The sequence below is a fragment of the Dyadobacter sp. BHUBP1 genome, assembly GCF_050587785.1.
GTDB lineage: Bacteria > Bacteroidota > Bacteroidia > Cytophagales > Spirosomataceae > Dyadobacter.
The window spans coordinates 23,173-45,298 of record NZ_JBOBIH010000009.1; the positions used below are offsets into that span (position 1 = coordinate 23,173).

Annotated in this window: 21 protein-coding genes; 4 read left to right on the forward strand and 17 right to left on the reverse strand. The window is 47.8% G+C overall.

From position 1 onward, the window contains the following. Positions 1-33: 33 nt before the first annotated feature. The 4 genes from ACQ4MZ_RS26590 to ACQ4MZ_RS26605 form a co-directional block, all read right to left on the reverse strand. Positions 34-2,214 carry a DPP IV N-terminal domain-containing protein gene (locus tag ACQ4MZ_RS26590; protein WP_430850299.1) on the reverse strand — a complete coding sequence of 727 codons (2,181 nt, stop codon included), beginning with the start codon at positions 2,212-2,214 and terminating at the stop codon, positions 34-36. Between the two features lie 55 nt (positions 2,215-2,269). Continuing rightward, positions 2,270-2,452, reverse strand: coding sequence for an Arc family DNA-binding protein (locus ACQ4MZ_RS26595; protein ID WP_430850301.1), 183 nt, complete (start codon positions 2,450-2,452; stop codon positions 2,270-2,272). A gap of 1 nt (position 2,453) precedes the next feature. Next, positions 2,454-3,317 carry an SPFH domain-containing protein gene (locus ACQ4MZ_RS26600; RefSeq protein WP_430850303.1) on the reverse strand — a complete coding sequence of 288 codons (864 nt, stop codon included), beginning with the start codon at positions 3,315-3,317 and terminating at the stop codon, positions 2,454-2,456. A 131-nt stretch (positions 3,318-3,448) separates the two neighbouring features. Next, the gene (locus tag ACQ4MZ_RS26605) at positions 3,449-4,924 is read right to left on the reverse strand and encodes an energy transducer TonB (RefSeq protein WP_430850305.1); all 1,476 of its coding nucleotides are present in this window, start codon (positions 4,922-4,924) and stop codon (positions 3,449-3,451) included. Positions 4,925-5,097: 173 nt separating this feature from the next. Between ACQ4MZ_RS26605 and ACQ4MZ_RS26610 the strand changes: the two genes are divergently transcribed. After that, positions 5,098-5,964 carry a UDP-2,3-diacylglucosamine diphosphatase gene (locus ACQ4MZ_RS26610; RefSeq protein ID WP_430850307.1) on the forward strand — a complete coding sequence of 289 codons (867 nt, stop codon included), beginning with the start codon at positions 5,098-5,100 and terminating at the stop codon, positions 5,962-5,964. A 2-nt stretch (positions 5,965-5,966) separates the two neighbouring features. Beyond that, positions 5,967-7,088 (forward strand): glycosyltransferase family protein, encoded by a 1,122-nt coding sequence (locus ACQ4MZ_RS26615; protein WP_430850309.1) that lies wholly within the window; start codon positions 5,967-5,969, stop codon positions 7,086-7,088. A 19-nt stretch (positions 7,089-7,107) separates the two neighbouring features. Here ACQ4MZ_RS26615 and ACQ4MZ_RS26620 read toward each other — a convergent pair whose 3' ends face one another. The 6 genes from ACQ4MZ_RS26620 to ACQ4MZ_RS26645 all read right to left on the reverse strand — a co-directional run bounded on the left by ACQ4MZ_RS26620 (position 7,108) and on the right by ACQ4MZ_RS26645 (position 13,048). Next, complete coding sequence (locus ACQ4MZ_RS26620; RefSeq protein WP_430850311.1) at positions 7,108-7,581, reverse strand: hypothetical protein; 474 nt, start codon at positions 7,579-7,581, stop codon at positions 7,108-7,110. 12 nt (positions 7,582-7,593) lie between these two features. Next, positions 7,594-8,172 (reverse strand): hypothetical protein, encoded by a 579-nt coding sequence (locus ACQ4MZ_RS26625; RefSeq protein ID WP_430850313.1) that lies wholly within the window; start codon positions 8,170-8,172, stop codon positions 7,594-7,596. 1 nt (position 8,173) lies between these two features. Then, complete coding sequence (locus ACQ4MZ_RS26630; protein ID WP_430850315.1) at positions 8,174-9,460, reverse strand: LVIVD repeat-containing protein; 1,287 nt, start codon at positions 9,458-9,460, stop codon at positions 8,174-8,176. A gap of 192 nt (positions 9,461-9,652) precedes the next feature. Next, positions 9,653-10,885 carry a serpin family protein gene (locus ACQ4MZ_RS26635; RefSeq protein WP_430850317.1) on the reverse strand — a complete coding sequence of 411 codons (1,233 nt, stop codon included), beginning with the start codon at positions 10,883-10,885 and terminating at the stop codon, positions 9,653-9,655. Between the two features lie 98 nt (positions 10,886-10,983). Then, entirely contained in the window at positions 10,984-12,321 is a 1,338-nt protein-coding gene (locus tag ACQ4MZ_RS26640) for an outer membrane beta-barrel protein (RefSeq protein WP_430850319.1), read from the reverse strand. A gap of 157 nt (positions 12,322-12,478) precedes the next feature. Further along, positions 12,479-13,048, reverse strand: a complete 570-nt coding sequence (locus ACQ4MZ_RS26645; RefSeq protein ID WP_090385172.1) for an RNA polymerase sigma factor — start codon at positions 13,046-13,048, stop codon at positions 12,479-12,481. A 248-nt stretch (positions 13,049-13,296) separates the two neighbouring features. Here ACQ4MZ_RS26645 and ACQ4MZ_RS26650 point away from each other — a divergent pair, with 248 nt between their 5' ends. Next, positions 13,297-13,593: a muconolactone Delta-isomerase family protein gene (locus tag ACQ4MZ_RS26650; protein WP_090149248.1), complete on the forward strand. Its 297-nt coding sequence runs from the start codon at positions 13,297-13,299 to the stop codon at positions 13,591-13,593. 71 nt (positions 13,594-13,664) lie between these two features. On the opposite strand, the gene ACQ4MZ_RS26655 is transcribed toward ACQ4MZ_RS26650, so the two are convergent. Next, positions 13,665-14,150, reverse strand: a complete 486-nt coding sequence (locus ACQ4MZ_RS26655) for a GAF domain-containing protein (protein ID WP_430850322.1) — start codon at positions 14,148-14,150, stop codon at positions 13,665-13,667. Positions 14,151-14,296: 146 nt separating this feature from the next. On the opposite strand from ACQ4MZ_RS26655, the gene purU reads away from it, so the two are divergent. Beyond that, on the forward strand, positions 14,297-15,130 hold the full coding sequence (gene purU, locus ACQ4MZ_RS26660) for a formyltetrahydrofolate deformylase (protein ID WP_430850324.1): 834 nt from the start codon (positions 14,297-14,299) through the stop codon (positions 15,128-15,130). Positions 15,131-15,271: 141 nt separating this feature from the next. Here purU and ACQ4MZ_RS26665 read toward each other — a convergent pair whose 3' ends face one another. The 6 genes from ACQ4MZ_RS26665 to leuC all read right to left on the reverse strand — a co-directional run bounded on the left by ACQ4MZ_RS26665 (position 15,272) and on the right by leuC (position 21,893). Then, positions 15,272-16,426, reverse strand: a complete 1,155-nt coding sequence (locus ACQ4MZ_RS26665) for a 2-isopropylmalate synthase (protein ID WP_430850326.1) — start codon at positions 16,424-16,426, stop codon at positions 15,272-15,274. 262 nt (positions 16,427-16,688) lie between these two features. Beyond that, positions 16,689-17,759 carry a 3-isopropylmalate dehydrogenase gene (gene leuB, locus ACQ4MZ_RS26670; RefSeq protein WP_430850328.1) on the reverse strand — a complete coding sequence of 357 codons (1,071 nt, stop codon included), beginning with the start codon at positions 17,757-17,759 and terminating at the stop codon, positions 16,689-16,691. Positions 17,760-17,810: 51 nt separating this feature from the next. After that, a complete protein-coding gene (locus ACQ4MZ_RS26675) occupies positions 17,811-19,373 on the reverse strand; it encodes an alpha-isopropylmalate synthase regulatory domain-containing protein (protein WP_430850330.1) in 1,563 nt (520 codons plus the stop codon). A 75-nt stretch (positions 19,374-19,448) separates the two neighbouring features. Continuing rightward, the gene (leuD, locus tag ACQ4MZ_RS26680) at positions 19,449-20,045 is read right to left on the reverse strand and encodes a 3-isopropylmalate dehydratase small subunit (RefSeq protein WP_430850332.1); all 597 of its coding nucleotides are present in this window, start codon (positions 20,043-20,045) and stop codon (positions 19,449-19,451) included. 27 nt (positions 20,046-20,072) lie between these two features. Beyond that, positions 20,073-20,438, reverse strand: a complete 366-nt coding sequence (locus ACQ4MZ_RS26685; RefSeq protein ID WP_430850334.1) for a four helix bundle protein — start codon at positions 20,436-20,438, stop codon at positions 20,073-20,075. Positions 20,439-20,489: 51 nt separating this feature from the next. Further along, complete coding sequence (gene leuC / locus ACQ4MZ_RS26690; protein WP_430850336.1) at positions 20,490-21,893, reverse strand: 3-isopropylmalate dehydratase large subunit; 1,404 nt, start codon at positions 21,891-21,893, stop codon at positions 20,490-20,492. Positions 21,894-22,126: the final 233 nt, after the last annotated feature.

The window sequence follows — 22,126 nt, forward strand, 5'->3', positions numbered from 1 at the left end:
GCTCCGGAGGTCTTTTCTTTTACATATACCACATTATCTGGCTCCCGGAGGGCAATTCTTTCTCAAATAATCCGTAAAGAGCGAACGCAAATGCTGCGTGGTACCTTCACCTTCCGAGATGCTATGCGAACGATTCGGGTAAGGCATAAACTGGAACACCTTGTTGGCCTTGATCAGCTCATTGACGAGCATTTCGGCATTCTGGTAATGCACATTATCATCGCCGGTCCCGTGAATGTAGAGCAGGTTACCACGCAGATTTTTAGCGTAAGTAATCGGAGATCCCTTCACAAAGTCCTCACGATTCTCTTGCGGAATACCCATGTAGCGCTCTTGGTAAATGTTGTCGTAAGTAAGCTGGTTGGCCACAGCCGCTACCGCGATACCAGTTTTGAAATGCTGCGGATATTGGAATAGCAGGTTCAAAGTTGATGAGCCGCCACCGCTCCATCCGTGTACCGCCACACGGCTGGTATCGATGAATGCAAATTGTTTGAACATCGCTGTTGCCGCACCATCCATGTCTTTGATGTTAATGCGGCCAATGTTGCGATAGATCGCTTTGCGCCACTTGGCGCCTTTCGGCGAAGGTGTGCCGCGGTTGTCGATGGAAGCGTAGATATATCCGTCGTCGGCCATACTGCCTGCATATAACCGGTTGCGACCGGTTCCCCAAACGTCCTTAACCGTGCTTCCCGCCGCTTCACCGTACACCATGAATACGATCGGGTATTTTTTGCTGGCGTCAAAGTTGGTCGGTTTCACCATCCAGGCATCAACCTCCACGCCTTCGTCTGTTTTTACCTTAAAGAATTCAATATTGGCTTTCGATGAATTGATCTTGTCTTTGGATTGCGCGATGGAGTTGTTAGGGTCTATCGAAACGTGTTTCGGGAACGAGATCCACTCTACCAGAGGCGACGTTTTTGCATTCGAGAACTGGTGACGTCCGAATTTACCCAGCGGCGAAATGTCATAAGCATGCGTTCCGGCCTGATCAGCCGGGGTAATGCGCACCGGCGTGCCTTTTCCGTCCAGCGAAGTCTTGTACAGATAGCTCTGCGTCGCATTATCGGGCGATGCCATGAAGTAATAGGCATTGTTTTTCTCGTCGATGCGAACCGGGTTAATCATATCGAAATTACCCGCGGTAATGAGCGTTTCTTTCTTCCCGTCGCGGCTCACGCGATAGGTGTGGCGCCAGCCGTCTTTTTCGCTTACCCACAAAAATTCCTTCCCGCCGTTGATCCAATCCCAGCCCATCGGGTCGCTTTCCCAGCGGCTTTTGATATCGATCCAGGCTTCATCCTTTTCACTATAAAATGGTTTCGCGCTGCCGTCGGTGGTATTGATATAGAACAATGTGCTCTCGTTCTGCTTGCGGTTCAACTGCTGGATCACCAACTCATTCGGCATACCCGACCATTCCATGCGCGGAACGTAGGTATTCTGCGGGTCGCCGGGGATATTCATCCATTTCGTCTGTGCAGTAGCAACGTCTACCACCCCGATTTTGTAGGGCGAAGGCGTCTCACCTACCTTGGGATATTCCACCGGCACATTGAACGAGTAGATGGAATCCGTGGTGTTGATCATCAAAAAGTTGCGGATTTTGCGCGCGTCGAGCTGCCAGTAGGCGATGGATTTACTGTCGTCGCTCCAACGGAAACCGTCGCGGCAATCGAATTCTTCTTCGTAAACCCAGTCGAATGTACCGTTAATCACGCGATCGGTGCCGTCGGCAGTAACCTGCTTCACCGTGCTGGTTGCGAGGTCTTCCACATACACATTATGCTTGCTCACGTACCCGACTTTCTTGCCATCGGGCGAAAATTTCGCAAACATCAGCGACGACTCTGGCAATCCTTTTCCGAGTTGTTTCAGCGTTTTGGCAGTGATGTCATACACCCAGTAATCGCCGCGCGTATCGTAGCGCCACACGCGTTTGGTATTGGTATAAACTAAAACCTTATCCCCCGCTTTACTGATCGAATAACTCCGGATGTTCAGCGGCGAACCGCCCTGCGGCGTAAGCTGCGCGGATGATACAATGACTTTTTCCTGGTTGGCGGGCAATGTTACTTCCACGATCTGGCTATCGCTGGCATCGCGGTAGCCGCTGCCGTCGGGCAGCCATTGAAATGTGTCGGGAATCTGCGCAAAAAGCTGAAAGGAAAGGATTGTTAATGAAAGTGTCCTGAATATTTGCTTCATGTGAGCTTTAAAAAATTAGTACGACAACTATATAAGTGCAATGTTAACATTTTAATTAATCTTTTGCACCGTCCCTATCGTTTCCCTTTGATTTTGAGCGCCTTTGTTTTTTCAGCGCCTCGCTCAGTAAAAACTCAATCTGCCCGTTCAAACTGCGGAAATCCTGCTGTGCCCAGGTTTCGAGTTCCCTAAGCATATCAGGATTGATCCGCAAAACAAATGCTTTTTTCTCCGCCATATCATGGATACAAAGTACCGGCGTTCAAAATGGGGGTCGCCGCCTTCTCACCGCACAAAACTACCAACAAATTGCTCACCATCGCGGCCTTGCGCTCCTCGTCGAGTTCCACGATCTGCTTATCCGACAGCATAGCCAATGCCATATCCACCATTCCCACGGCCCCGTTCACAATCTGGCGGCGCGCAGCTACCACAGCCGATGCCTGCTGACGTTGCAACATCGCTCCCGCGATCTCAGGTGCATAGGCAAGGTGACTAATACGCGCTTCCAGGACATCGATACCGGCCCGGCTCAGGCGCTCGGTCAGCTCGGCTTCGAGCATTTCATTGATCTTTCCACTGCCGTCGCGCAACGTCACCTCCTGGGCGTTCGCCTCTTCATCTTCCATCGAATCGTAAGCATAAATGCCCGCTAAATGCCGCACCGCTGCTTCGGACTGGATTTCTACATATTTTACATAATCATCTACTTCAAAAGAAGCCTTGGCTGTATCGCCCACGCGCCATACCACTACTGCAGCGATTTCAATGGGGTTCCCGAGTTTATCGTTCACTTTCAGCTTCTGACCATTCAGGTTACGGGCACGCAGGCTGATCTTTTTCCTGCGGAAGAGCGGGTTTACCCAACGCAAGCCGTTTTGCTTCATTGTACCCATGTAATCTCCAAAAAAAGTAGTCACCACCGCTTCATTCGGGTTAATGACTGTGAGGCCGATGAGAATGATAAATCCGGTAACGGCAATGATAATCCCCGTAACCGGACTGCCAGTAGTTACAAAATATACAAAGCCGCCAAAAAGCAGCGCAAGGCCTATCACAAACAGCAGATAGCCTGAGATAGAGCGTAATTCCTTTTCGATCATAGCTGGTTGGTTTGATATTAAATTGATATCACAATATTATCAAACTCCGCGCAACTTTCTAATGCATTTGGGACAAAAAAATCCCGGAGCTTGTGACCGGCTCCGGGAAAGGATGGATGGTGGTACACCCATTAATATCTGTGAACGATCACCTGAGTACGGGTTTCCAACTGAAAGTTGACGGGTAGGTTGTACTTAACCCTAACCTTCTGACCACGCATCACGCCAGGCTCCCATTTTCCACTCATTAGCTTGACTACCCTCAGCGCTTCCTCGTCTATTCCATAGCCTACCCTGTTTTCTACTTTATAGTCGCACATCGAACCATCTTCACAAACCACGAACGATAGCATTACACGTCCTGCTACGCCGTTTTTAGCTGCATTAGGCGGATACCGGATATTGGACGCAAGGAATTTGTAAAACTCTTTCATACCTCCCTTAAACTCGGGATTGATCAGAGGCTTGGTATATTCCATTTGTGTTCCATTGACCCATGAAACGCCGGTTTTAAACTGGCCTAAATCGTAAACTTCCTCGTAGTATCGGGTACTATCGGCCAATTTGCCAATCCATTTGCCGTCTTTGATGCCATTCACAACAGTTCCCTCCTCAAACAGCCATTTGCCGTTCGGCGTTTCTCCAACCCCGCGCCAATAGCCTTCCCCGCTTTTTACATATTGCGCACCATCCGGCCCCCAGGCATTCAGCAGTAGCGGTTCTTCTTTAACGCCCATTTTGTTAACGGGAAAATCCCTGTGAGCTCTGATCTGACCGTTTGGATCCCAGTAAACGTCTGTCACCAGCGAGTCTGTCAGCAACTGTTGACGTCTTACCATACCATTCAAGTCATAGTCCTTGATCATCGAAGCCTTTCCATCGACGCCATATTCGACATATGAAAGCATTCGGCCAGCGGAATCGAATGTAACTTCGGCAGCGTGGCTAGCCTCATTGAAATCGCGGGCAGAGATACGATAGGCAGGTATCGAGTCCGCATTGGGATTCACAAAACGCGACTTGTAGCGAATCTCCTTCCTGGTAAATTTCGCCTCGCCCAGCTTCTTCCATTTTTTGCCCTTTGCTTCTTCGTAAGCTACGTCACCAGACACGAAGCCCTGGTCATCGACGGGCAATGTACGCCGGTATTTCGCCCGCGCTGAGTCTACCGGGATGAAATCGTTCGTGAAATAATCGACGAAAGCGTGCCGTGCAACGTCATAACTCGGCTTGGCATCCGCTTTGAATGCTACCGGGAAAAAGACCGTTTGCCGGACCCGTTGTCCACCCAGCATAGCCGGTTTCCAGGCCTTATACATCCCCAAGACTCGCACAGCCGCTGCATTGCACAAGGTGTCTATCCCGCGAGTCACTTCGATATTGCTCATGCTGCCATCCGGCTGCACCACGCCTTTGAGATAAACCCGCCCGTTTACACCTTTTACTGCGTTTGGAAGCGGGATCTGGAGATTGGAAGTGATAAATTGATTGAGTACTGTCAGGCCACCTGCCGGCTCTGCTTGTTTCTCTACTTCATGGGGCAAATACACCTGCTGAGCGAAGGCCTGTATACCTGAAAACAACAATAGAGTGAGTAGTTTTTTCATTAGGGCTGCTGAGTTATGCTAACAGTAAAAATGCTGTTTTTCTTTTAAAGAAACTCATAGTTACTCTGTAAATATTTCAAAAACGATTTGTAGAAGTAGTTTTTAGTACAAACTTAACCTACTGATAACCTGCGAATAATATCCAGGTAATATGAAATGAGAAAATTTGTATCATGGGAGATACAACTCACTTTCGGACTATCATCATTTCTGACGTTCACCTCGGAGCAGGAGGATCGAAGGCAGAAGAAGTCACCAATTTCCTGAAAAGCTACACGTGCAAAAAGCTTATCCTGAATGGCGACATTATCGACGCGTGGCAATTGAAAAAGTATGGCGTGTGGAAACGCAAGCATACATTGTTTTTCAAACGCGTGCTGAAAATGATAGAAGACAATAAGACGAAAGTGATCTACATTCGCGGTAACCACGACGATTTCCTCGATCAGATCATTCCTCTGCGCCTCGGCAAGCATTTCCAGATCCGCAAAGATTACGTATTAGCTTCCGGCGCACAACGGTTTTATGTGACCCACGGTGATGTTTTTGACTCTATCACTACCCATTTAAAATGGCTGGCTTACCTGGGCGATATCGGCTATACGTTCCTGCTTTGGGTTAATAAATTTTACAATAAATATCGCGCATGGCGCGGTCTCTCCTATTACTCTTTATCGCAACGTGTAAAACAGTCGGTGAAAATGGCTGTGAACTACATGACCGACTTTGAAGAGAAACTGACCGAACTTGCCCGCTCTCGTAACTGCGACGGCGTCATCTGCGGGCATATTCATCACCCGGCAATTCGTGAAATCGATGGTATCAAATACATGAATTCCGGCGACTGGGTGGAGACCCTGAGTGCATTGGTAGAAGATTTCGATGGAAACTGGAGCCTGCTTTACTACGGCCAGCAGGAGATCATCGAGAAGCCTGTAAAAAAAACGAGTACCAAAAAAGTCGTTGAGAACTTCCCCGGCATCGAGAAGCAGGTGGCGTTCACCAGTTTTCTGACGGGGCGGAATCAGCGCTATCTATAATCATGAGAATCCTTTTTCTGGTTCAGGGAGAGGGCCGGGGGCATTTGACGCAAGCCATTTCGCTCGGCCAGATCCTGCGTAGTGCAGGACACAAGGTGGTGGGTGCGATGGTGGGGACGTCTCCGGGCCGGAATATTCCGTCTTTTTTTCAGGAGCAGATCTTCGCTCCGGTGCATCATTTTGCCGCACCCAATATCATTTACAAAGCACACGGCGGCGGCATGAATGTGGGCAGGACGATCGCCACGCACCTGGCACATTTACCAAAATACCTCAAAAGCCTGCATCGCATCCACGAAACGGTGAAGCAAATCAACCCCGACCTGATCGTGAGTTTTTACGATACTTATGGCGGGCTTTACAATATGATCTACCGCTCAGGCATACCGATGGTCTGCATCGCGCATCAATACCTTTTGCTCCACCCGAAATTTATTTTTCCTGAAAACAGCCGGATCAACCAATTTCTGATCAATCTTAACTCCAAATCAACCTCCTGGCTTTCGGCGAACCGGCTTGCATTGTCGTTCCGTGAAATGCCCTCAGCGCCCGAGTTGAAAATCACGGTAGTACCACCATTGCTCCGCAAGGAGGTGACACGGCTTGCTTCACAAAAGGGTTCGTTTATACTTGTTTACATGACCCATCACAGCCTGAGCACTCAGGTAATCGACTGGCACCGAAAGCACCCGGATGTGCAATTACATTGCTTTTGGGATAATGCGGATGCTTCGGAAGAGTTTGTGTTTGACAATACACTCACTTTCCACCAGATCAACAGCGAAAAATATCTTCGGATGCTCGCTACCTGCCGCGCATTGGTGACGACAGCCGGTTTCGAATCGGTTTGCGAGGCAATGTACCTGGGTAAACCTGTAATGATGGTGCCGGTACCGAACCATTTCGAGCAGGAATGCAATGCGATCGACGGGGTGATATCCGGCGCTGGTGTAATGTCCAAGTCGTTTGACCTGTCGGTGATTTTCGATTATCTGCCGAAGCACATTGACCAGTCAGAGAAATTCAGAGACTGGTATAACCGCGGGCAACAGATGTTTATACGGGAAATCGCGGAGTTTGAGAAATCAATCAATATCAGGCGGAAAATTCAATCGGAGATCTGACATTCTCCGCCTGATGTACCTACTTCTCTTTTTTAAACACCAGCTGTTCGGGGTTTTGATCAAATTTAAGGATCAGTTTATCGGATTGCACGTGATAGTTCCCTTTGCCGCCCGTTGAATCCGATGGCAACCAAGCCTTACTGCTCCATTCCGGCTCGGCTACTTTGCTCCCACCAAAGCTGGTAATTTTGAAGGTGCAATTCGGGCCGAGCGTATAAACCCCGGTAACCGTATTCACGAAAGTATGGCCAGCGATCGTCCCATTTTTCTGATCGTCAGAAAAGGTGAAAACCACGCTCTTCCCGCTGATTCCGGGATCCTTGTCTATCACGCCTGTGGTAGTATTTTGAAAATAATCCAGACGCCAGGCACCGGCTATCGAAGCGACTTCCGAACACGGCGGCATAACGCAGCAATCCTTTCTATTTCCGCACTCAAATGCAGTTAAGGCAATAAAAACGAAACAGATAAGCAAATAGACAATTCTTTTCATGGCATATAAATTTTAAAAACTGACTCCCAACCGCAGCGCAAGCCTGTTATAAACCCTGTCTTCGAACCGCTCTTTTTGATCCCATAACGGCGTTTTGGTGACGTGCGCTTCTTGCCGCTTATAGGTTAATGCGAGCGTAAATGCAGCAGTTCTCGGCTTTCCTACTTTGATGCCCAAGCCCGGGTTAATCATCAACCCACCCTTTGTATCAAAGCCTTCGGAATCGTCGTGAAACCAGGTAAATGCGTAACCTGCATCGAGCGTCCCGAAAAGCTGCACGTTTTTCCTTCCGGCCAAATCATAACGCACGCCTCCGGCGACTGGATTCAGTAAGGCAGCTTTATACCAGTCCATTCCGAGCGTTACACCGGCAGACAGCCGCCGGTCCAATTGCAGCCCGTTGAATGTCTGGATGGTAAGACTTGTCTTGCTATCGACCTGCTCTTGGTTGCCTGAATAAGGATTGTTATATTTTACCCTGCCAAACAATCCGCCAAACTCGGTATGATTCACGAACCTGAGACTTTTGCCCGTTTGCGCGTTCGCGGCCGTAGCAGCGAGCAGCAACCATAAGTACGCGATCTTTTTCATATCAAATCGCTTTTCCAACGGGAATTTTGCTCAATAACCTCAAATCTTTCGGGTTGGAAGAGTCATATTGGTAAAACCCGTCCTCCCCGATCAACAGCAGCGTTTTTCCAAGCGAAATCACGTCATATGCATGCATATCCTTGAAATGTGCCAGCTGATTTTTGTCGACCGAGAAGCGATCGCTCACATCAAATACTTTCAGACCCTGCTCGCCTTCGCAGAGGAAGAGCGTCGGGAAATCGACACTCAGGCCATGCGGGCTTTCCATCTGGTAACTTTTGATGAGTTGCGGCGTGGAGGGATTGCTTACATCCACGAGATCGAGCTGGTTCTGGCCTCCTCCGCACGCGGTACCCGTACGTAACGTCACATAGGCAACACCCTCGTGCACGACCACGGGGTCACACGCGCGGCCGTGTTGAAACATCGATAGCTTCTTGGGCTCCGCGGGGTCAATATTGTCGTAGATAAACATGCCTGACGAGGAACCGATGAACAGTTTGTTGTCGTAAGGGAAAATGGTTTCGATGCCCCAGCCTAGGTCTACCGTTTTAAAATCAATCGGTTGCGAAGGCTTGTCGATCTTAAACAAATGCATTTGGCTCTGGCCGACGGCATAGAGAAAATTACGATCGAGGGCGAAACGAGCCATGGAGCCGCCCTGCCCACTAGTGCTACCCGATGATTGCGGCGAAGCCGACGATGCGCTACTGAGAAACGCTCTGTCTGTAAGCAGCCATCCACCCCACCATGATGACGGTGAAATATTGTCTTCGCAGTTCACCGTCACAGTTTCTGTCACCCACTCTACATCCTGATCGGAAATAGCGCCTATGGTTTCATTCAGTGACCAGCTGCCACCATCGAAAGTACCTGTTTTAAAAACATTCTTGACCCGGCCTACTTCTTTGGGCGCCGCAGGGTCGGTAATGTCGATTGAAACGAGGTCCGAATAGCTGTCGGCATAAAGAATATTATCACGTACCGCTATGTCGCCGTTACCAGGGATATTAATGAATGTTACAAATTTCGGACTGGCTGGATTGCCGTTGTCGATAATGTGAATACCCTTCTTTATTTCATTAACATATAAATACTTCCCTTTGACATACATCTTTCCCGGCTGTACCAAAGCCCGAGGCGATTCCGCTTTGACCTGCGTCCTGAGTTCAAGCAGCGAATACGTTGCGTTATGAAAGCGACGCACAACGCGCGTTTCCTTACATTGGTCGTTACACGACCAGCAAAGCCATGCTACGACACATAACAGTAAAAGTTTAGGTTTCATACGGTTAGGCTTTAGAGGCTAGCAAAAATGATATTTCAACTTGGGTAAATGCAGGACAACGTTTTTCTGTAATTGGTTGGAATACAAAACAAAATCGTCCGAAAGCAAGGCCTTCGGACGATAACGCACCCCGAAAATACCGGCGAACCGGTATTTTTTATCTTTGATATTTTTAAATGCTTTTCGGCACTCTTATTTCGATTCCGGATTCTTGATCCTGCCCATAAAAAGAATGGTATTGGAAGTATTTTCGCTGATCACCAGGCCAAACGGACGATCGCAAATGTATCTCGGTGGCTCAGGTTTTGCCGATGTAGCTACAACCCCAATTGAAGTGACTGCTGCCGCCTCCGTGCCTTGCTCATCAATACCCAGGTAGGCGTCCTGTTTCACAAAATCTACCATAAGCCTTCCCGATTTATTGATCTTTCCGAGTTCCGCACCGGCTTTAAATACCTTATCAATACCCATTTCCTGCAAGGTCGACTTCAATTTTGCTGAGTAATTCAGCGTAAATTTGGGTAGACCTACTGTGACTCCCTGCTGCGTCATTTTTCCCGCATTTAACTGCATCCAGTTGTCACCGGTGATACTTTTCAACACTTCGTCTATTGTAGTTGATCCTCGTGGGATCAACAATGTCATGCTAAACTGCCCATTCGCGTACGGAAGCTGCACGGCTGCATAGTTGCTTCCGCCACCTACTTTGAAATCCGAGGAAGCATACATCATTTTGACCGTCTTGCTCTGCCCGTTTTCAAGCTGGAATGGCGTGTCCTTTGTTTTATTTGATTCAAATTTCGTTTTCCAATCTCCTTTAAAATACAATGCATTCAAAAGGAACATAACCTGATCTTCCTGGATTTGATCCAGAACTTGTTTGATCTTACCTTTCGTTTTATCACTCGCCCATTTGTTAATACGGTCTTTCGCGGCATCGTTGAATGGCAAACCTGTTACTTCTGCTTCAAATGAGTTTTTCAAAACAGATTGAAAATCATTTTCAACTGAAAAATCATTTCTATACCAAACCGAATTTGCTAATCCCAAACTCACTTTGGAGTCGGCAACCGGCAAATCGTTGACCAAAGTTTTATATGCGGCATTCAAGTCGGCCAATGCGACCGTATCCATTTTCAATGTCTTTTGAATCTCAGCGGCGGTTTCCTTTTCGGCGCCATTCAAAAGCATTCCCAAAGCCATGTGCAAGCTGAGCGGGGATACAAAGAAATTTTCATCCGCAGGTTGCGTTTTCTGTAACGCGTGAATGAAGTCAAAAGCAAAAGAAGTGGTCCCGTTCGAAACTGAGGCCGGTATTTCTACCGGATTTACATCATTTCCGGGCGTAACGCTGTCGTTTGTACAACTAAACAGCATTGCTGCTGCCAGCATCGGAAGGGTCGTCGACTTCTTTAAAATTTTCATGGCTAACAGATGCAAGAACATTTTCCTTCTCCACAATCAACCCACAAATCGATAGATTCAAACCAACTGGTAATGGTTGGAATCTTTTTTGAATTATCTCAAAAAGAATAGCGAACAGACCAGGATACGCCGTACAAATAAGGATGTGAATCGAGGCTTTGATTCGATTTAAAACCTGATGAAACAGCCTTTTGATAAGAACCCGTCAGGTTAGCAGCCCAGTTTGAAGAGAGCTTATAATTCAATCTCAACCCAGTTGTTGCCGCCCAGTTCGTACCACGGTAAATATCATCGCTGGCAGTTGTTCGAATAATCTCTCCGGAAGCGGATTCCAGTTCATTCACCAAAAAGAAATTGGCCATCATACCACCGAGCACCGAATAGCTGAATTTCTTATCAGGATTTAAAGTAAAACCTGCCTGTACCGGCAATTGGAGATATTGATAATTGTTACTTACTTTTTTGGCAACGTCAATATATAATGCACCATTATTGAAACCGGCGGCTTTATCGGCAGAAGGGCTACTCAATCCCGCCAATGCATTTTCCAATACATTCGAAGATAGGTTACTGTATGCATTCAGCACATAACCACCTCCTTCATAAGCTGAATTGCCGCGGAGGTAACTGATGCCCGTTTCCACAGACCAATGTTTCGATAACCGCACACCGCCCTGCGTTTGCACCGCATAAGAGGCCCGCGCTTCGCTGGATCCCGTAGTTGCCCGTCTCTGGCTCACCGACTGTCCTGAAAATGCCATAGGTGCCTCTTTCAACTGCACATCCGGGTTAAACGATGCCGGCATGACACCCAGCCCCGCATAATATTCCTTTGGCTTTTTCTCTTTAACAGGCTCCTCTATCTGTATTTGAGGGCGGAAGAAAACATGACGTTTCTGTACATAAACGTCCAGGTCGCTATAAGGCAAAGATGCCAGCAATTGTGCCGAAATCGTTTGGCTTTGATCCGCCAGAGTAGTTGCATGACTGTTTCCGGTCACTTTTGCTACCGCACTTTCTATGGGCTGTATGTTCTCAACAGGTGCGGAGACCGTGCTGATTACTTCATTCAATGAGCTGCTCTCAGCAACCGGTTTCTGAACACGGACAGCAATTGCTACGCCCGGCTGCTCAACCACAGGATTTTTTGTTTTAGCAAATGCGTTCTCGTTTTTTCCAAGTGCATTGCCTTGGCTTGTTGAGCCGATCTTCGATTCAGAAGGCTCTCGCTGTTCTGGTTTTACCGACGAAACTTGGGGCTCGTTTGCAGCCGCCAATTTCTCCGTATTCAAGCTCTCGTTTGCAGAAGTCTTTCTTCCGGTTGCTTCACCTTTTTCACGCTCCGGCGCTCCGGCTGGTTTCGTAGTCACAGCTATTTGTGGCTTATCACTTATTTGGATACCTGATAACCAAAGTCCGCCGCCTACCAGCAGCAATGCGACGATCGACGCGGCAGCGTACCACACTTTCGGAGACTGCCACCACATGGGAACGACCTTTTCCTGCTCCTTATCAAGACTCGCTTCGATACCCTCCCACACAGACGGCGGGGGAGTTTCGGAAGCCGCCTGCAAGGCCTTTCTCCACTGATCCTCAAAATTGTTTATGTTGGACGGATCCATCATCAAATCTTTTTTCTTTGTTCAACTTCTGCTGAAGCAATGTCCTGGCCCGCGAGTATTGCGATTTGGACGTTCCTTCGGAGATACCCAACATCTGGGCGATCTCATTGTGCTGGTAACCTTCAATCGCATAGAGATTGAAGATTGTCTGACACCCGGGCGGCAATTCGCGAATCATCTCCATGAGTTGCTGCATCTGGAAATTCCCCAGCGTGAATTCCCTGTCCGACAAGCCATTATGATGTACATCTATATCGTCGAGCTCTTTCAGGTATTTCTGTTGCCGCAAATGGTTCAGTGCTGTATTCACAACAACCGATCTGAGCCAATATTCCAGCGGGCTGTCGGCCCTGAAAGAATCTATGTTTTCGTAAATTTTGATGAAAGCATCCTGTAACACGTCCTCCGCGTCAGCGCGGTTTTTCGTATAGCGCAGGCAAATAGCGAACAACTTACCCCCAAAAACATCATATAGCTGTTTCTGGGCGATGCGGTTGCGCTGCTTGCAGCCTTTCACCAGTTCTTGTTCGTTAAACGTCATCCGAAGGTTAGGGGTGCTTCGTTCGGTTTGTAATTAAATTCAGCACCTCTATCCATAAGATAGCCGACTACTGCTGCGTTATGATCCGACTTGCGCTTTCGCCTCCGTCGTAAATTGTCTGACACCCTCATTATCAAAATGGTTGGAACACTTGAAAAAACTATTGTCAAATGTTGGGTACTTTACGCCAAGGAACTATTCAGAGGCGCATATCATTTATTAAAGTACAACCTAAAATCTATCGCCCCATGAGCCAATATATGGTTGAAATCCAGCTGCCGGCTGTCATGTCGGAAGATTTCACAGCAAAAATACCTGCTCAGAGAAAAAAGATTAATGAACTGATGGAGCAAGGAAGGCTGATGTCTTATGCTTTGTCCGATGATTATTCCAGACTCTGGTGTGTGGTTCGCGCAGAAACTGAATTTGAAGTAATGTCGCTCGTCTCGGAATTTCCGCTGATCGACTATATGGATCCCAAAATAACCAAACTTATGTTCAACAATGTGGTAGCCCTCCGCTTGCCCATGTTTTCATTGAACTGACACCAATTAAGAGTATTTTGTTGCCTGAAAAAGCCTTGCCTGAATAGACGGCGAGGCTTTTTCATTAATAATCAGAGTTTTCGGGTAATCAGTGCACCAATTCTTTCCAGGGCTGCCTGATCGGTTTCGCTAAAATCATCCAGCTGGTCGCTATCGACGTCCAGTACCATTGCAACGGTTCCATTTCTGTGAAAAACCGGCACGACGATCTCTGAACGCGATGCCGAGCTACATGCAATATGACCCGGAAATTGCTCTACATCCGGGACCAGAATGGTTTCGGCGCGCGTATAACTTGCGCCGCATACACCCTTGTGAAAGGGGATACGCGTACACGCAATCGGCCCCTGAAACGGCCCGAGCACCAACTGTCCTTCCTTAACCAGGTAAAATCCCACCCAAAAGAATCCAAATGCTTCTTTTAACACCGCGGTTATATTCGCAAGGTTAGCTATAAGGTCACTTTCATCGGCAATTAGCGCTTCGATTTGCGGAAAAAGCGCTTCATAAATTTCACCTCGGCTTGTATCTGTCGGTATGAATAAAGTTTCTGCCATAATCTTAAATACTTCTCGATTTCTGGTTAACACACATGCCTTTCGAATAGTTACAAATAATATGAAAATGAACTCTGATTGAGCCACTGGTAGCACGCCTTCTGTTGTATATTTGATGTCCGATTAGTGTTACAAGCAGTCCCCTTATGAGTCAAAGACATATCTTATTAATGGATGGCCCGGATCACAAGGGTTTGATCTATCATGTTACCCGCATTCTTTTTGCCCACAATCAGAATATTATCAGTAACGACGAGTACGTAAGCCCTTCGCGCTATTTCTTTATGCGTACCGAATTCGAAGGGGATACCGATATTCCTGAACTATTAAAAGCACTTCAATCCGAACTACCTGCCGGGCTGAACCTGCGCATTAATCCTAAAAAGAACAAGGATATTGTGCTGATGGTCACCAAGGAGCACCACTGCCTGGGCGAACTGCTAATCCGCTATGCATTCAATGAGCTGGATGCGACGATTATGGCCGTGATCAGCAATTATAATACGCTACAACCACTTGTAGGCAAATTTGGGATACCTTTTCATTTTATTTCGCACGAAAATAAAAGTCGGGAAGAGCATGAGGAGGCGATATTAAGGACATTGGAGATTTACCGACCCGATTATGTAGTACTAGCCAAATACATGCGCATTATCACGCCGCAATTTGTCGAGCGTTTCCCGAATCGGATCGTGAATATCCATCATTCCTTTCTGCCCGCATTTATCGGGGCAAACCCTTACCGCCAGGCTTATGAACGCGGCGTGAAAATCATTGGAGCCACGGCGCATTTCGTGAATAACGACCTAGATGAGGGTCCGATCATCGCACAGGATGTAAAGGAAGTCGACCACAAACTGACCGCTTCGGACATGGCAACTTTGGGAAAAGATACTGAAAAAGCGGTGCTCTCGAAGGCCTTAAAACTGGTTTTTAACGACCGCGTTTTCATTCACCACAACCGCACCATTATCCTGTAAAACAAAGAAAAAGCCCTTAGTCAGAATCACCGAGGGCTTTTTGCAATCTGATGGATGTTATTGAATGTGTAATCTTACAAAAATTTCTTTAAAACATCAAATTCAGATTCAAGCTGTTAACTAATTCTAAGCATATTCTAATTAAACTGCCTCCGCTGTACGTACCAGCTCAACCAGATCTCCGTCGTTTACTTCTTTCTTGATGTCGGCTACTTCGAGGAACCGTGTGTACAGCTCGTCCAACACCGGTTTTTCAAACGAGAAGCCCAGCAATTCGAGGCGATGCTTCAACGCGTGGCGTCCACTGCGGGCAGTCAGTACAATGTCGGATTTATCGACACCCACATCCTGCGGGTTCATGATTTCGTAGTTCAGATTGTTTTTCAGGAAGCCGTCCTGATGAATACCCGACGAATGCGCGAATGCATTGCGCCCAACAATCGCCTTGTTGGCCTGCACCGGCATACGCATCATTTTCGACACCAGCTGGCTGGTCGGATAAATGTGCTGCGTATTGATGCCTGTTTCAAGGCCCAGTTCCTGATGCACTTTCAATGCCATCACTACCTCTTCGAGCGAAGTGTTACCGGCGCGCTCGCCGATCCCGTTGATCGTAACCTCTACCTGACGTGCGCCCTGGTTGATACCCGCGATAGAGTTCGCAGTAGCCAAGCCGAGGTCATTATGGCAGTGGATAGAGATAGTAGCTTTATGAATGTTCGAAACATGTTCGAATATGTATTTGATTTTGTTTCCGTACTCGTCGGGCAGGCAGTAACCTGTTGTATCAGGGATATTTACTACCGTTGCCCCCGCACCGATCACTGCTTCCACCAACTGTGAAAGGAAAACCAAGTCCGCGCGGCCCGCATCTTCGCAGTAAAATTCAACATCCTCCACTTTGGTTTTAGCATATTTCGTAGCCGCTATTGCTCTCTCGATGATTTTTTCACGGGTAGTGTTGAATTTATGCTGGATGTGAATGTCGGAAGAACCGATACCTGTGTGGATCCGTGCCCGTTTGGCATACTGCAGTGCATCTGCAGCTGCATCGATATCGCCTGGCACTGCACGTGAGAGCGCACAAATGATAGGCTCACGCACAGCTTTGGAGATCTCTACCACGGAACGAAAATCTCCGGGACTTGAAACCGGGAAGCCGGCTTCGATGATATCTACCCCCAGCTTTTCGAGTTGTGTGGCAACCACGATTTTTTCTTCTGTGGTCAATTGGCTGCCCGGCACCTGCTCGCCGTCTCGTAAAGTAGTGTCGAAGATCTGAACTCGATTACTCATTGGTGGGTATTAATTTTTTTATGGGACACGAATTTAACAATATTTCAGGCAATATAAAACCCTTTCCTTGTCACGGGAAAGGGTCTGTAACTTATCAAAACATAACCTTTCCCGCCTCACGGTAGCTGTTGAAGATTGAGAATTAGGTTAACTTGCTGGCTCATATTCATGTTGCGAAATTTCGCTCACCGCGATTTTCTTCTGCAAAGAAAGCACAAGTTTTGAATGCAACAAATATTGTTTGGCAAATCTTTGAAATTTTTTAGATTCTTTTCAAAAGCTCTTCGCCAGCCTGTTGGGTATTCAGGATCTTATCAGCAGGAGTACCTGCATCGGCAATGTCGCGAGTTCTGAAACCATCTTTCAGCAACTTATCAACTGCCGAAATAATCGCTTCCGATTCTTCTTTCAAACCAAATGAAATATCGAGGAGCAATGCCGCCGAAAGTACTGATGCCAAGGGGTTTGCAACACCTTTACCGGTGATGTCGTGCGCCGAGCCGTGGATTGGTTCGTAAACGCCGGTGCTATCACCGACAGACGCCGAAGCCAGCATTCCCATCGATCCGGCGATCTGGCTGGCCTCGTCGGTAAGGATATCACCGAACAGGTTAGCGGTCACAACAACATCGAAACGCTTAGGATCTTTGATGAGCATCATTGCTGCTGCATCCACAAATTGGTGCTCAACGGTAATATCAGGGTATTCGGGAGCCAAAGCCTGAACCACTTCACGCCACAGCCGACTCGTTTCGAGAACGTTCGCTTTATCCACAGAGCAGAGACGTTTTCCACGCGTACGGGCAGCTTCGAAGGCTTTGCGGGCAATGCGCTCCACTTCGTACCGGCTGTATTCAGCGAGGTCGTAAGCGGTATTGTTATCGTTTTTGCGCCCTTTTTCTCCAAAATAAATGTCACCAGTGAGCTCACGGAAGAAAAGGATATCCGAACCTTTCAGGATTTCAGGACGGATAGAAGAAGCACCCAAAAGCTCATCGAACAGCTTGATCGGACGAAGGTTGGCATACAAACCCAGTTCCTTGCGCATTTTCAGCAAGCCTTGCTCAGGGCGAACTTTGGCAGTAGGATCGTTGTCATATTTCGGGTGGCCTACCGCACCGAAAAGGATCGCGTCGGAATTGCGCATCTTTTCCAATGTCTCGTCAGGAAGCGGGTTACCCGTTGCTTCGATGGCGACGTGGCCCATCAACGCCTCGTCGTAAGTGAATTCATGACCGAATTTCTCGGCGATTTTTACCAACACTGCCTTTCCTACCTCTGTAACTTCTTGTCCGATTCCGTCGCCCGGAACGATAAGGATATGCTTTTTCATTAAATATTTAATTGATAATCAATAAATTATAAACAAAACAAATGCATTGTCTTACGACAATGCATCCGCTATTGGTTCAATCTTGGTTTCGGGAACGCCGATCAGGTTGAGCATTTTCTGCGTAGCCTTAATCGCCGAAAACGTCTGGTCCGAGTCCAGACCGCGCGTTTTAACCTCCTTGCCATTGATCTCCCAGGTAATGATCGTTTCGCATAAGGCATCGGTCTTACCACCTGGCGGAATCCGAACGGTATAATCGCTCAGCATCGGCAGCTCAATCCCCTTTTTTGCGTAAATCTTTTTCAAGGCATTCATAAATGCATCGTACTGGCCGTCGCCCTGCGCATTTTCCTCAAAAACCTCTTCGCCGAAAGAAATCTGCAATGTGGCAGAAGGTTTCAGGTTTTTGGAATGCGTAAGCACGTAGTTGGTGATTACCACCTTCTCCTCCACGGCACTGCTGTCGAGAATATCGGAGATAATGTAAGGCAAATCCTCCGGCGTAACCACCTCTTTTTTGTCGCCCAGCTCGATAATGCGCTGCGTTACCTTTTTCAAATCGGCATCCGAAAGCGAAATGCCCAGGTCACGCAGGTTGTTCTCAATATTCGCCTTGCCGGAAGTTTTACCCAATGCATACAACCGCTGCCGACCGAAACGCTCGGGCATCAGTTTACTGAAATAAAGATTGTTCTTCTTATCCCCATCTGCATGAATACCAGCCGTTTGCGTAAACACACTTTCTCCTACAATGGGCTTGTTTGCAGGGATACGGATGCCTGAAAACGTCTCCACCAGCTTAGAAATCGAGTACAGCGACTTCTCATTCACCGCCGTCGTACATTCCGGCATCATGTCGTTGATCACCGCGATCGTGCTCGCGAGCGGCGCATTACCCGTACGCTCACCCATGCCGTTCACGGTCAGGTGCAGGCCTTGTACGCCCGCACGAAGCGCTTCCATTACATTCGCGACACCCAGGTCATAGTCATTATGGCCGTGGAACTCGAAATGCTGGTTAGGATAGCGTTCAACGATTTCCTTAATGAATGTATAAGACTCAAATGGTGTCAGAACGCCCAACGTATCAGGGAGCAGAATTCGCTTGACGGGCAAAGTACTCAGAAAATCAAGCGATTGGAACACATATTCTTTCGAATTACGCATCCCGTTACTCCAGTCTTCGAGGTACACATTGCATTGAATACCCTTCGTTTCCGCGAGCTCAATTACATTACGAATATCTTCGAAATGCGCTTCCGGTGATTTTTTGAGCTGGTGGGTCAAATGGTTCAGCGACCCTTTGGTAAGAAGGTTCATCACTTTCGCGCCAGCTTGCACCATCCAATTAATGGACGCATCGCCGTCGACGAACGTGAGTACTTCTATTTTATCCAGAAAACCATTCGCACCGGCCCAATCCGTGATTTTCCTAACCGCCTGAAACTCCCCTTCCGACACACGTGCCGAGGCTACTTCAATGCGGTCGACCTTCACTTCCTGCAACAGGATCTGGGCGATGGTCAGTTTTTCGGATGCGGAAAACGACACCCCGCTGGTTTGCTCACCATCGCGGAGTGTCGTGTCCATAATTTCTATGTAACGGCTGTTCATGGGCTGTCGGCCGTCGGCTATCGGCTATTGGCTATCAAAAAAGTTCGACAGCCGATAGCCGAAGTCCGACTGCCATTAAAATATTCTCTCTGCTTCAAATTCCTTGATCTCTCCCTTCATCGCTTGCAGATAATCGATGTCGTCGAAGCCGTTCATCAGGTTATGTTTTTTATAACCATTGATATCGAAAGACTCGCTTTCGCCCGTCGCAACGATCGTGATTTTCTGCTCCGGCAAGTTCACTTCCAGCTCTGCCTTAGGATCAGCCTCGATTGCTTCGAAGATTTTGTTCAAAAACTCAGGGCTCACTTGTACCGGCAAAATACCGATATTCAATGAGTTGCCTTTGAAAATATCCGCAAAGAAGCTGGAAACCACGCAGCGAAAACCGTAATCGTAGATCGCCCACGCGGCGTGTTCGCGGCTCGAACCGCTACCGAAGTTGTGGCCTCCCACAAGGATTTTGCCGGAGTAAATAGGATTGTTCAATACGAAGTCCTGCTTCGGCGTATCGTCGCCGTTGAAGCGCCAGTCACGGAAGAGGTTGTCGCCAAATCCTTCGCGTTTAGTTGCTTTCAGGAAGCGCGCAGGGATAATCTGGTCGGTATCGACGTTTTCGATCGGCAAAGGAACCGCCGAGCTTTTCAGTATGGTGAATTTATCGTAAGCCATTGTTTTGAATGCTTTATGCCGTAAGCTTTAAGCTTTAGGCTTTTTTGTAATGCTCTTTTCTAGATTGTACAGCATTCTCTTTATCAGGTTAATCCTTTCATTAAGTAATGAATAATCCGCATCTGAAAGGTATTCCAAATCTTTTGAAAGCTGTAAGAGATATTCGACTTCATGAGCAGAGCCCAATGAGATATGTATGAATCTTGCGAACTCTAGGTCTGTTGTCCTGCCACACCCCTCTGCCAAATTCGTTGGAATTGAAACAGAAGCCCTCCTAATTTGTGAGGTTACGCCGTATGTTTCATTTGCCGGAAACGTTCGCGTTTTGATGTAAACATCCAGAACAAACTCATGGCTAATTCTCCATACCTCATACTTCCTGAAATCTCTCATAGTGTGTCAATTGCAATCTGCTTATAGCTTAAGGCCTATCGCCTAAAGCCCTCAAAGCAACGTCCGCGGATCCGTAACCACGCCCGTTACTGCTGCTGCTGCGGCTACGAGCGGACTCGCGAGTAACGTACGCGCGCCCGGGCCCTGGCGACCTTCGAAGTTACGGTTTGAGGTACTTACCGCGTATTTGCCGGCAGGGATTTTGTCGTCGTTCATTGCCAAACAAGCTGAGCAGCCTGGCTGACGCAATTCGAAACCAGCTTCGGTCAGGATATCCAGGATACCTTCTTCTTTAATCTGCGCCTCTACAATATGCGAGCCAGGAACGATCCATGCCGTTACATTATCAGCCTTCTTACGGCCTTTCACGATCGACGCGAACGCGCGGAAGTCTTCGATACGGCCATTGGTACAGCTACCGATGAAAACATAGTCAATAGGCTTACCGATCATATTTTCATTCTCGTGAAAACCCATGTAATTCAGCGACTTGTCATAAGTAGCCTTACCACCTTCCACCTGATCCGAAGTAGGGATCGCGCGGGTGATGCCCTGACCCATTCCCGGATTGGTACCGTAGGTGATCATCGGCTCGATATCCGCTGCGTCGAAAGTATATTCTTTATCGAAAACAGCGCCTTCGTCTGTTTTCAAAGTTTTCCAGTAAGCCAATGCCTTGTCCCACTTCTCGCCTTTCGGAGCTTGCTCCCGGCCATTGATGTAGGCAAAAGTAGTTTCGTCGGGAGCGATCATACCACCACGGGCACCCATTTCGATACTCATATTGCAGACCGTCATACGACCTTCCATCGACATATTTTCGAAAACATCTCCCGCGTATTCAACGAAATAACCCGTTGCACCGGCAGTAGTCAGTTTCGAGATGATATAAAGTGTTACGTCTTTCGGCGTTACACCTTTGCCCAGCTTGCCATTTACGTTTACACGCATTTTCTTGGGCTTGGGCTGCATAATGCACTGCGAAGAAAGCACCATTTCCACCTCCGAAGTACCGATACCGAACGCGATCGCGCCGAATGCACCGTGGGTAGAAGTGTGGGAATCACCGCAAACGATGGTCATACCCGGAAGCGTAATACCGTTTTCCGGTCCAACCACGTGCACAATACCGTTACGGGCGTGACCCAGTCCCCAGTGTGAAATGCCGTATTTCGCAGCATTCGCTTCGAGGGCTTTCAGCTGATTCGCCGAGAGCGGGTCCTGAACCGGAAGGTGCTGGTTGATGGTAGGAGTGTTGTGATCCGCCGTTGCGAAAGTACGCTCGGGATACATCACGCCAATGCCTCTGGTTTCGAGTCCCAGGAATGCAACAGGGCTTGTTACTTCGTGGATAAAATGGCGGTCGATGAAAAAAACATCCGGACCGTCCTCGATTTTACGAACAACGTGGGCATCCCACACTTTGTCGAAAAGGGTACTCGCTTGATTACTCATTTTGATTAAAATTAGAATTTCGCCTCGTCGTTCAGGCTTCAAAGAAAGAGCTGATAATCAACGCCTTTCTCAGAAGGAGAACCGACATTACAAATTACCGCATAATTAAAGGAATATATATAACGGTAAAGGTTCAAAAAATAGTGATTTTGGTTTAGGAGCAGGGTTTGAGCGGAAATCTTTATTCCAATGCATCCGGCTCCATCAATGGCTGCTGTCGGTTGTCCCAAAAG

Excerpts from the sequence above, each read along its gene's own strand:
- ACQ4MZ_RS26590 (WP_430850299.1), bottom strand. The coding sequence starts at position 2,214 with ATGAAGCAAATATTCAGGACACTTTCATTAACAATCCTTTCCTTTCAG.
- ACQ4MZ_RS26620 (WP_430850311.1), bottom strand. The coding sequence starts at position 7,581 with ATGAAAAGAATTGTCTATTTGCTTATCTGTTTCGTTTTTATTGCCTTA.
- ACQ4MZ_RS26655 (WP_430850322.1), bottom strand. The coding sequence starts at position 14,150 with ATGGCAGAAACTTTATTCATACCGACAGATACAAGCCGAGGTGAAATT.
- leuD (WP_430850332.1), bottom strand. The coding sequence starts at position 20,045 with ATGGCTTACGATAAATTCACCATACTGAAAAGCTCGGCGGTTCCTTTG.
- ACQ4MZ_RS26675 (WP_430850330.1), bottom strand. The coding sequence starts at position 19,373 with ATGAACAGCCGTTACATAGAAATTATGGACACGACACTCCGCGATGGT.
- ACQ4MZ_RS26600 (WP_430850303.1), bottom strand. The coding sequence starts at position 3,317 with ATGATCGAAAAGGAATTACGCTCTATCTCAGGCTATCTGCTGTTTGTG.
- ACQ4MZ_RS26625 (WP_430850313.1), bottom strand. The coding sequence starts at position 8,172 with ATGAAAAAGATCGCGTACTTATGGTTGCTGCTCGCTGCTACGGCCGCG.
- ACQ4MZ_RS26630 (WP_430850315.1), bottom strand. The coding sequence starts at position 9,460 with ATGAAACCTAAACTTTTACTGTTATGTGTCGTAGCATGGCTTTGCTGG.
- ACQ4MZ_RS26610 (WP_430850307.1), top strand. The coding sequence starts at position 5,098 with ATGGGAGATACAACTCACTTTCGGACTATCATCATTTCTGACGTTCAC.
- ACQ4MZ_RS26645 (WP_090385172.1), bottom strand. The coding sequence starts at position 13,048 with ATGACGTTTAACGAACAAGAACTGGTGAAAGGCTGCAAGCAGCGCAAC.
- ACQ4MZ_RS26615 (WP_430850309.1), top strand. The coding sequence starts at position 5,967 with ATGAGAATCCTTTTTCTGGTTCAGGGAGAGGGCCGGGGGCATTTGACG.
- leuC (WP_430850336.1), bottom strand. The coding sequence starts at position 21,893 with ATGAGTAATCAAGCGAGTACCCTTTTCGACAAAGTGTGGGATGCCCAC.
- ACQ4MZ_RS26665 (WP_430850326.1), bottom strand. The coding sequence starts at position 16,426 with ATGAGTAATCGAGTTCAGATCTTCGACACTACTTTACGAGACGGCGAG.
- ACQ4MZ_RS26635 (WP_430850317.1), bottom strand. The coding sequence starts at position 10,885 with ATGAAAATTTTAAAGAAGTCGACGACCCTTCCGATGCTGGCAGCAGCA.
- purU (WP_430850324.1), top strand. The coding sequence starts at position 14,297 with ATGAGTCAAAGACATATCTTATTAATGGATGGCCCGGATCACAAGGGT.
- ACQ4MZ_RS26595 (WP_430850301.1), bottom strand. The coding sequence starts at position 2,452 with ATGGCGGAGAAAAAAGCATTTGTTTTGCGGATCAATCCTGATATGCTT.
- ACQ4MZ_RS26650 (WP_090149248.1), top strand. The coding sequence starts at position 13,297 with ATGAGCCAATATATGGTTGAAATCCAGCTGCCGGCTGTCATGTCGGAA.
- leuB (WP_430850328.1), bottom strand. The coding sequence starts at position 17,759 with ATGAAAAAGCATATCCTTATCGTTCCGGGCGACGGAATCGGACAAGAA.
- ACQ4MZ_RS26605 (WP_430850305.1), bottom strand. The coding sequence starts at position 4,924 with ATGAAAAAACTACTCACTCTATTGTTGTTTTCAGGTATACAGGCCTTC.
- ACQ4MZ_RS26685 (WP_430850334.1), bottom strand. The coding sequence starts at position 20,438 with ATGAGAGATTTCAGGAAGTATGAGGTATGGAGAATTAGCCATGAGTTT.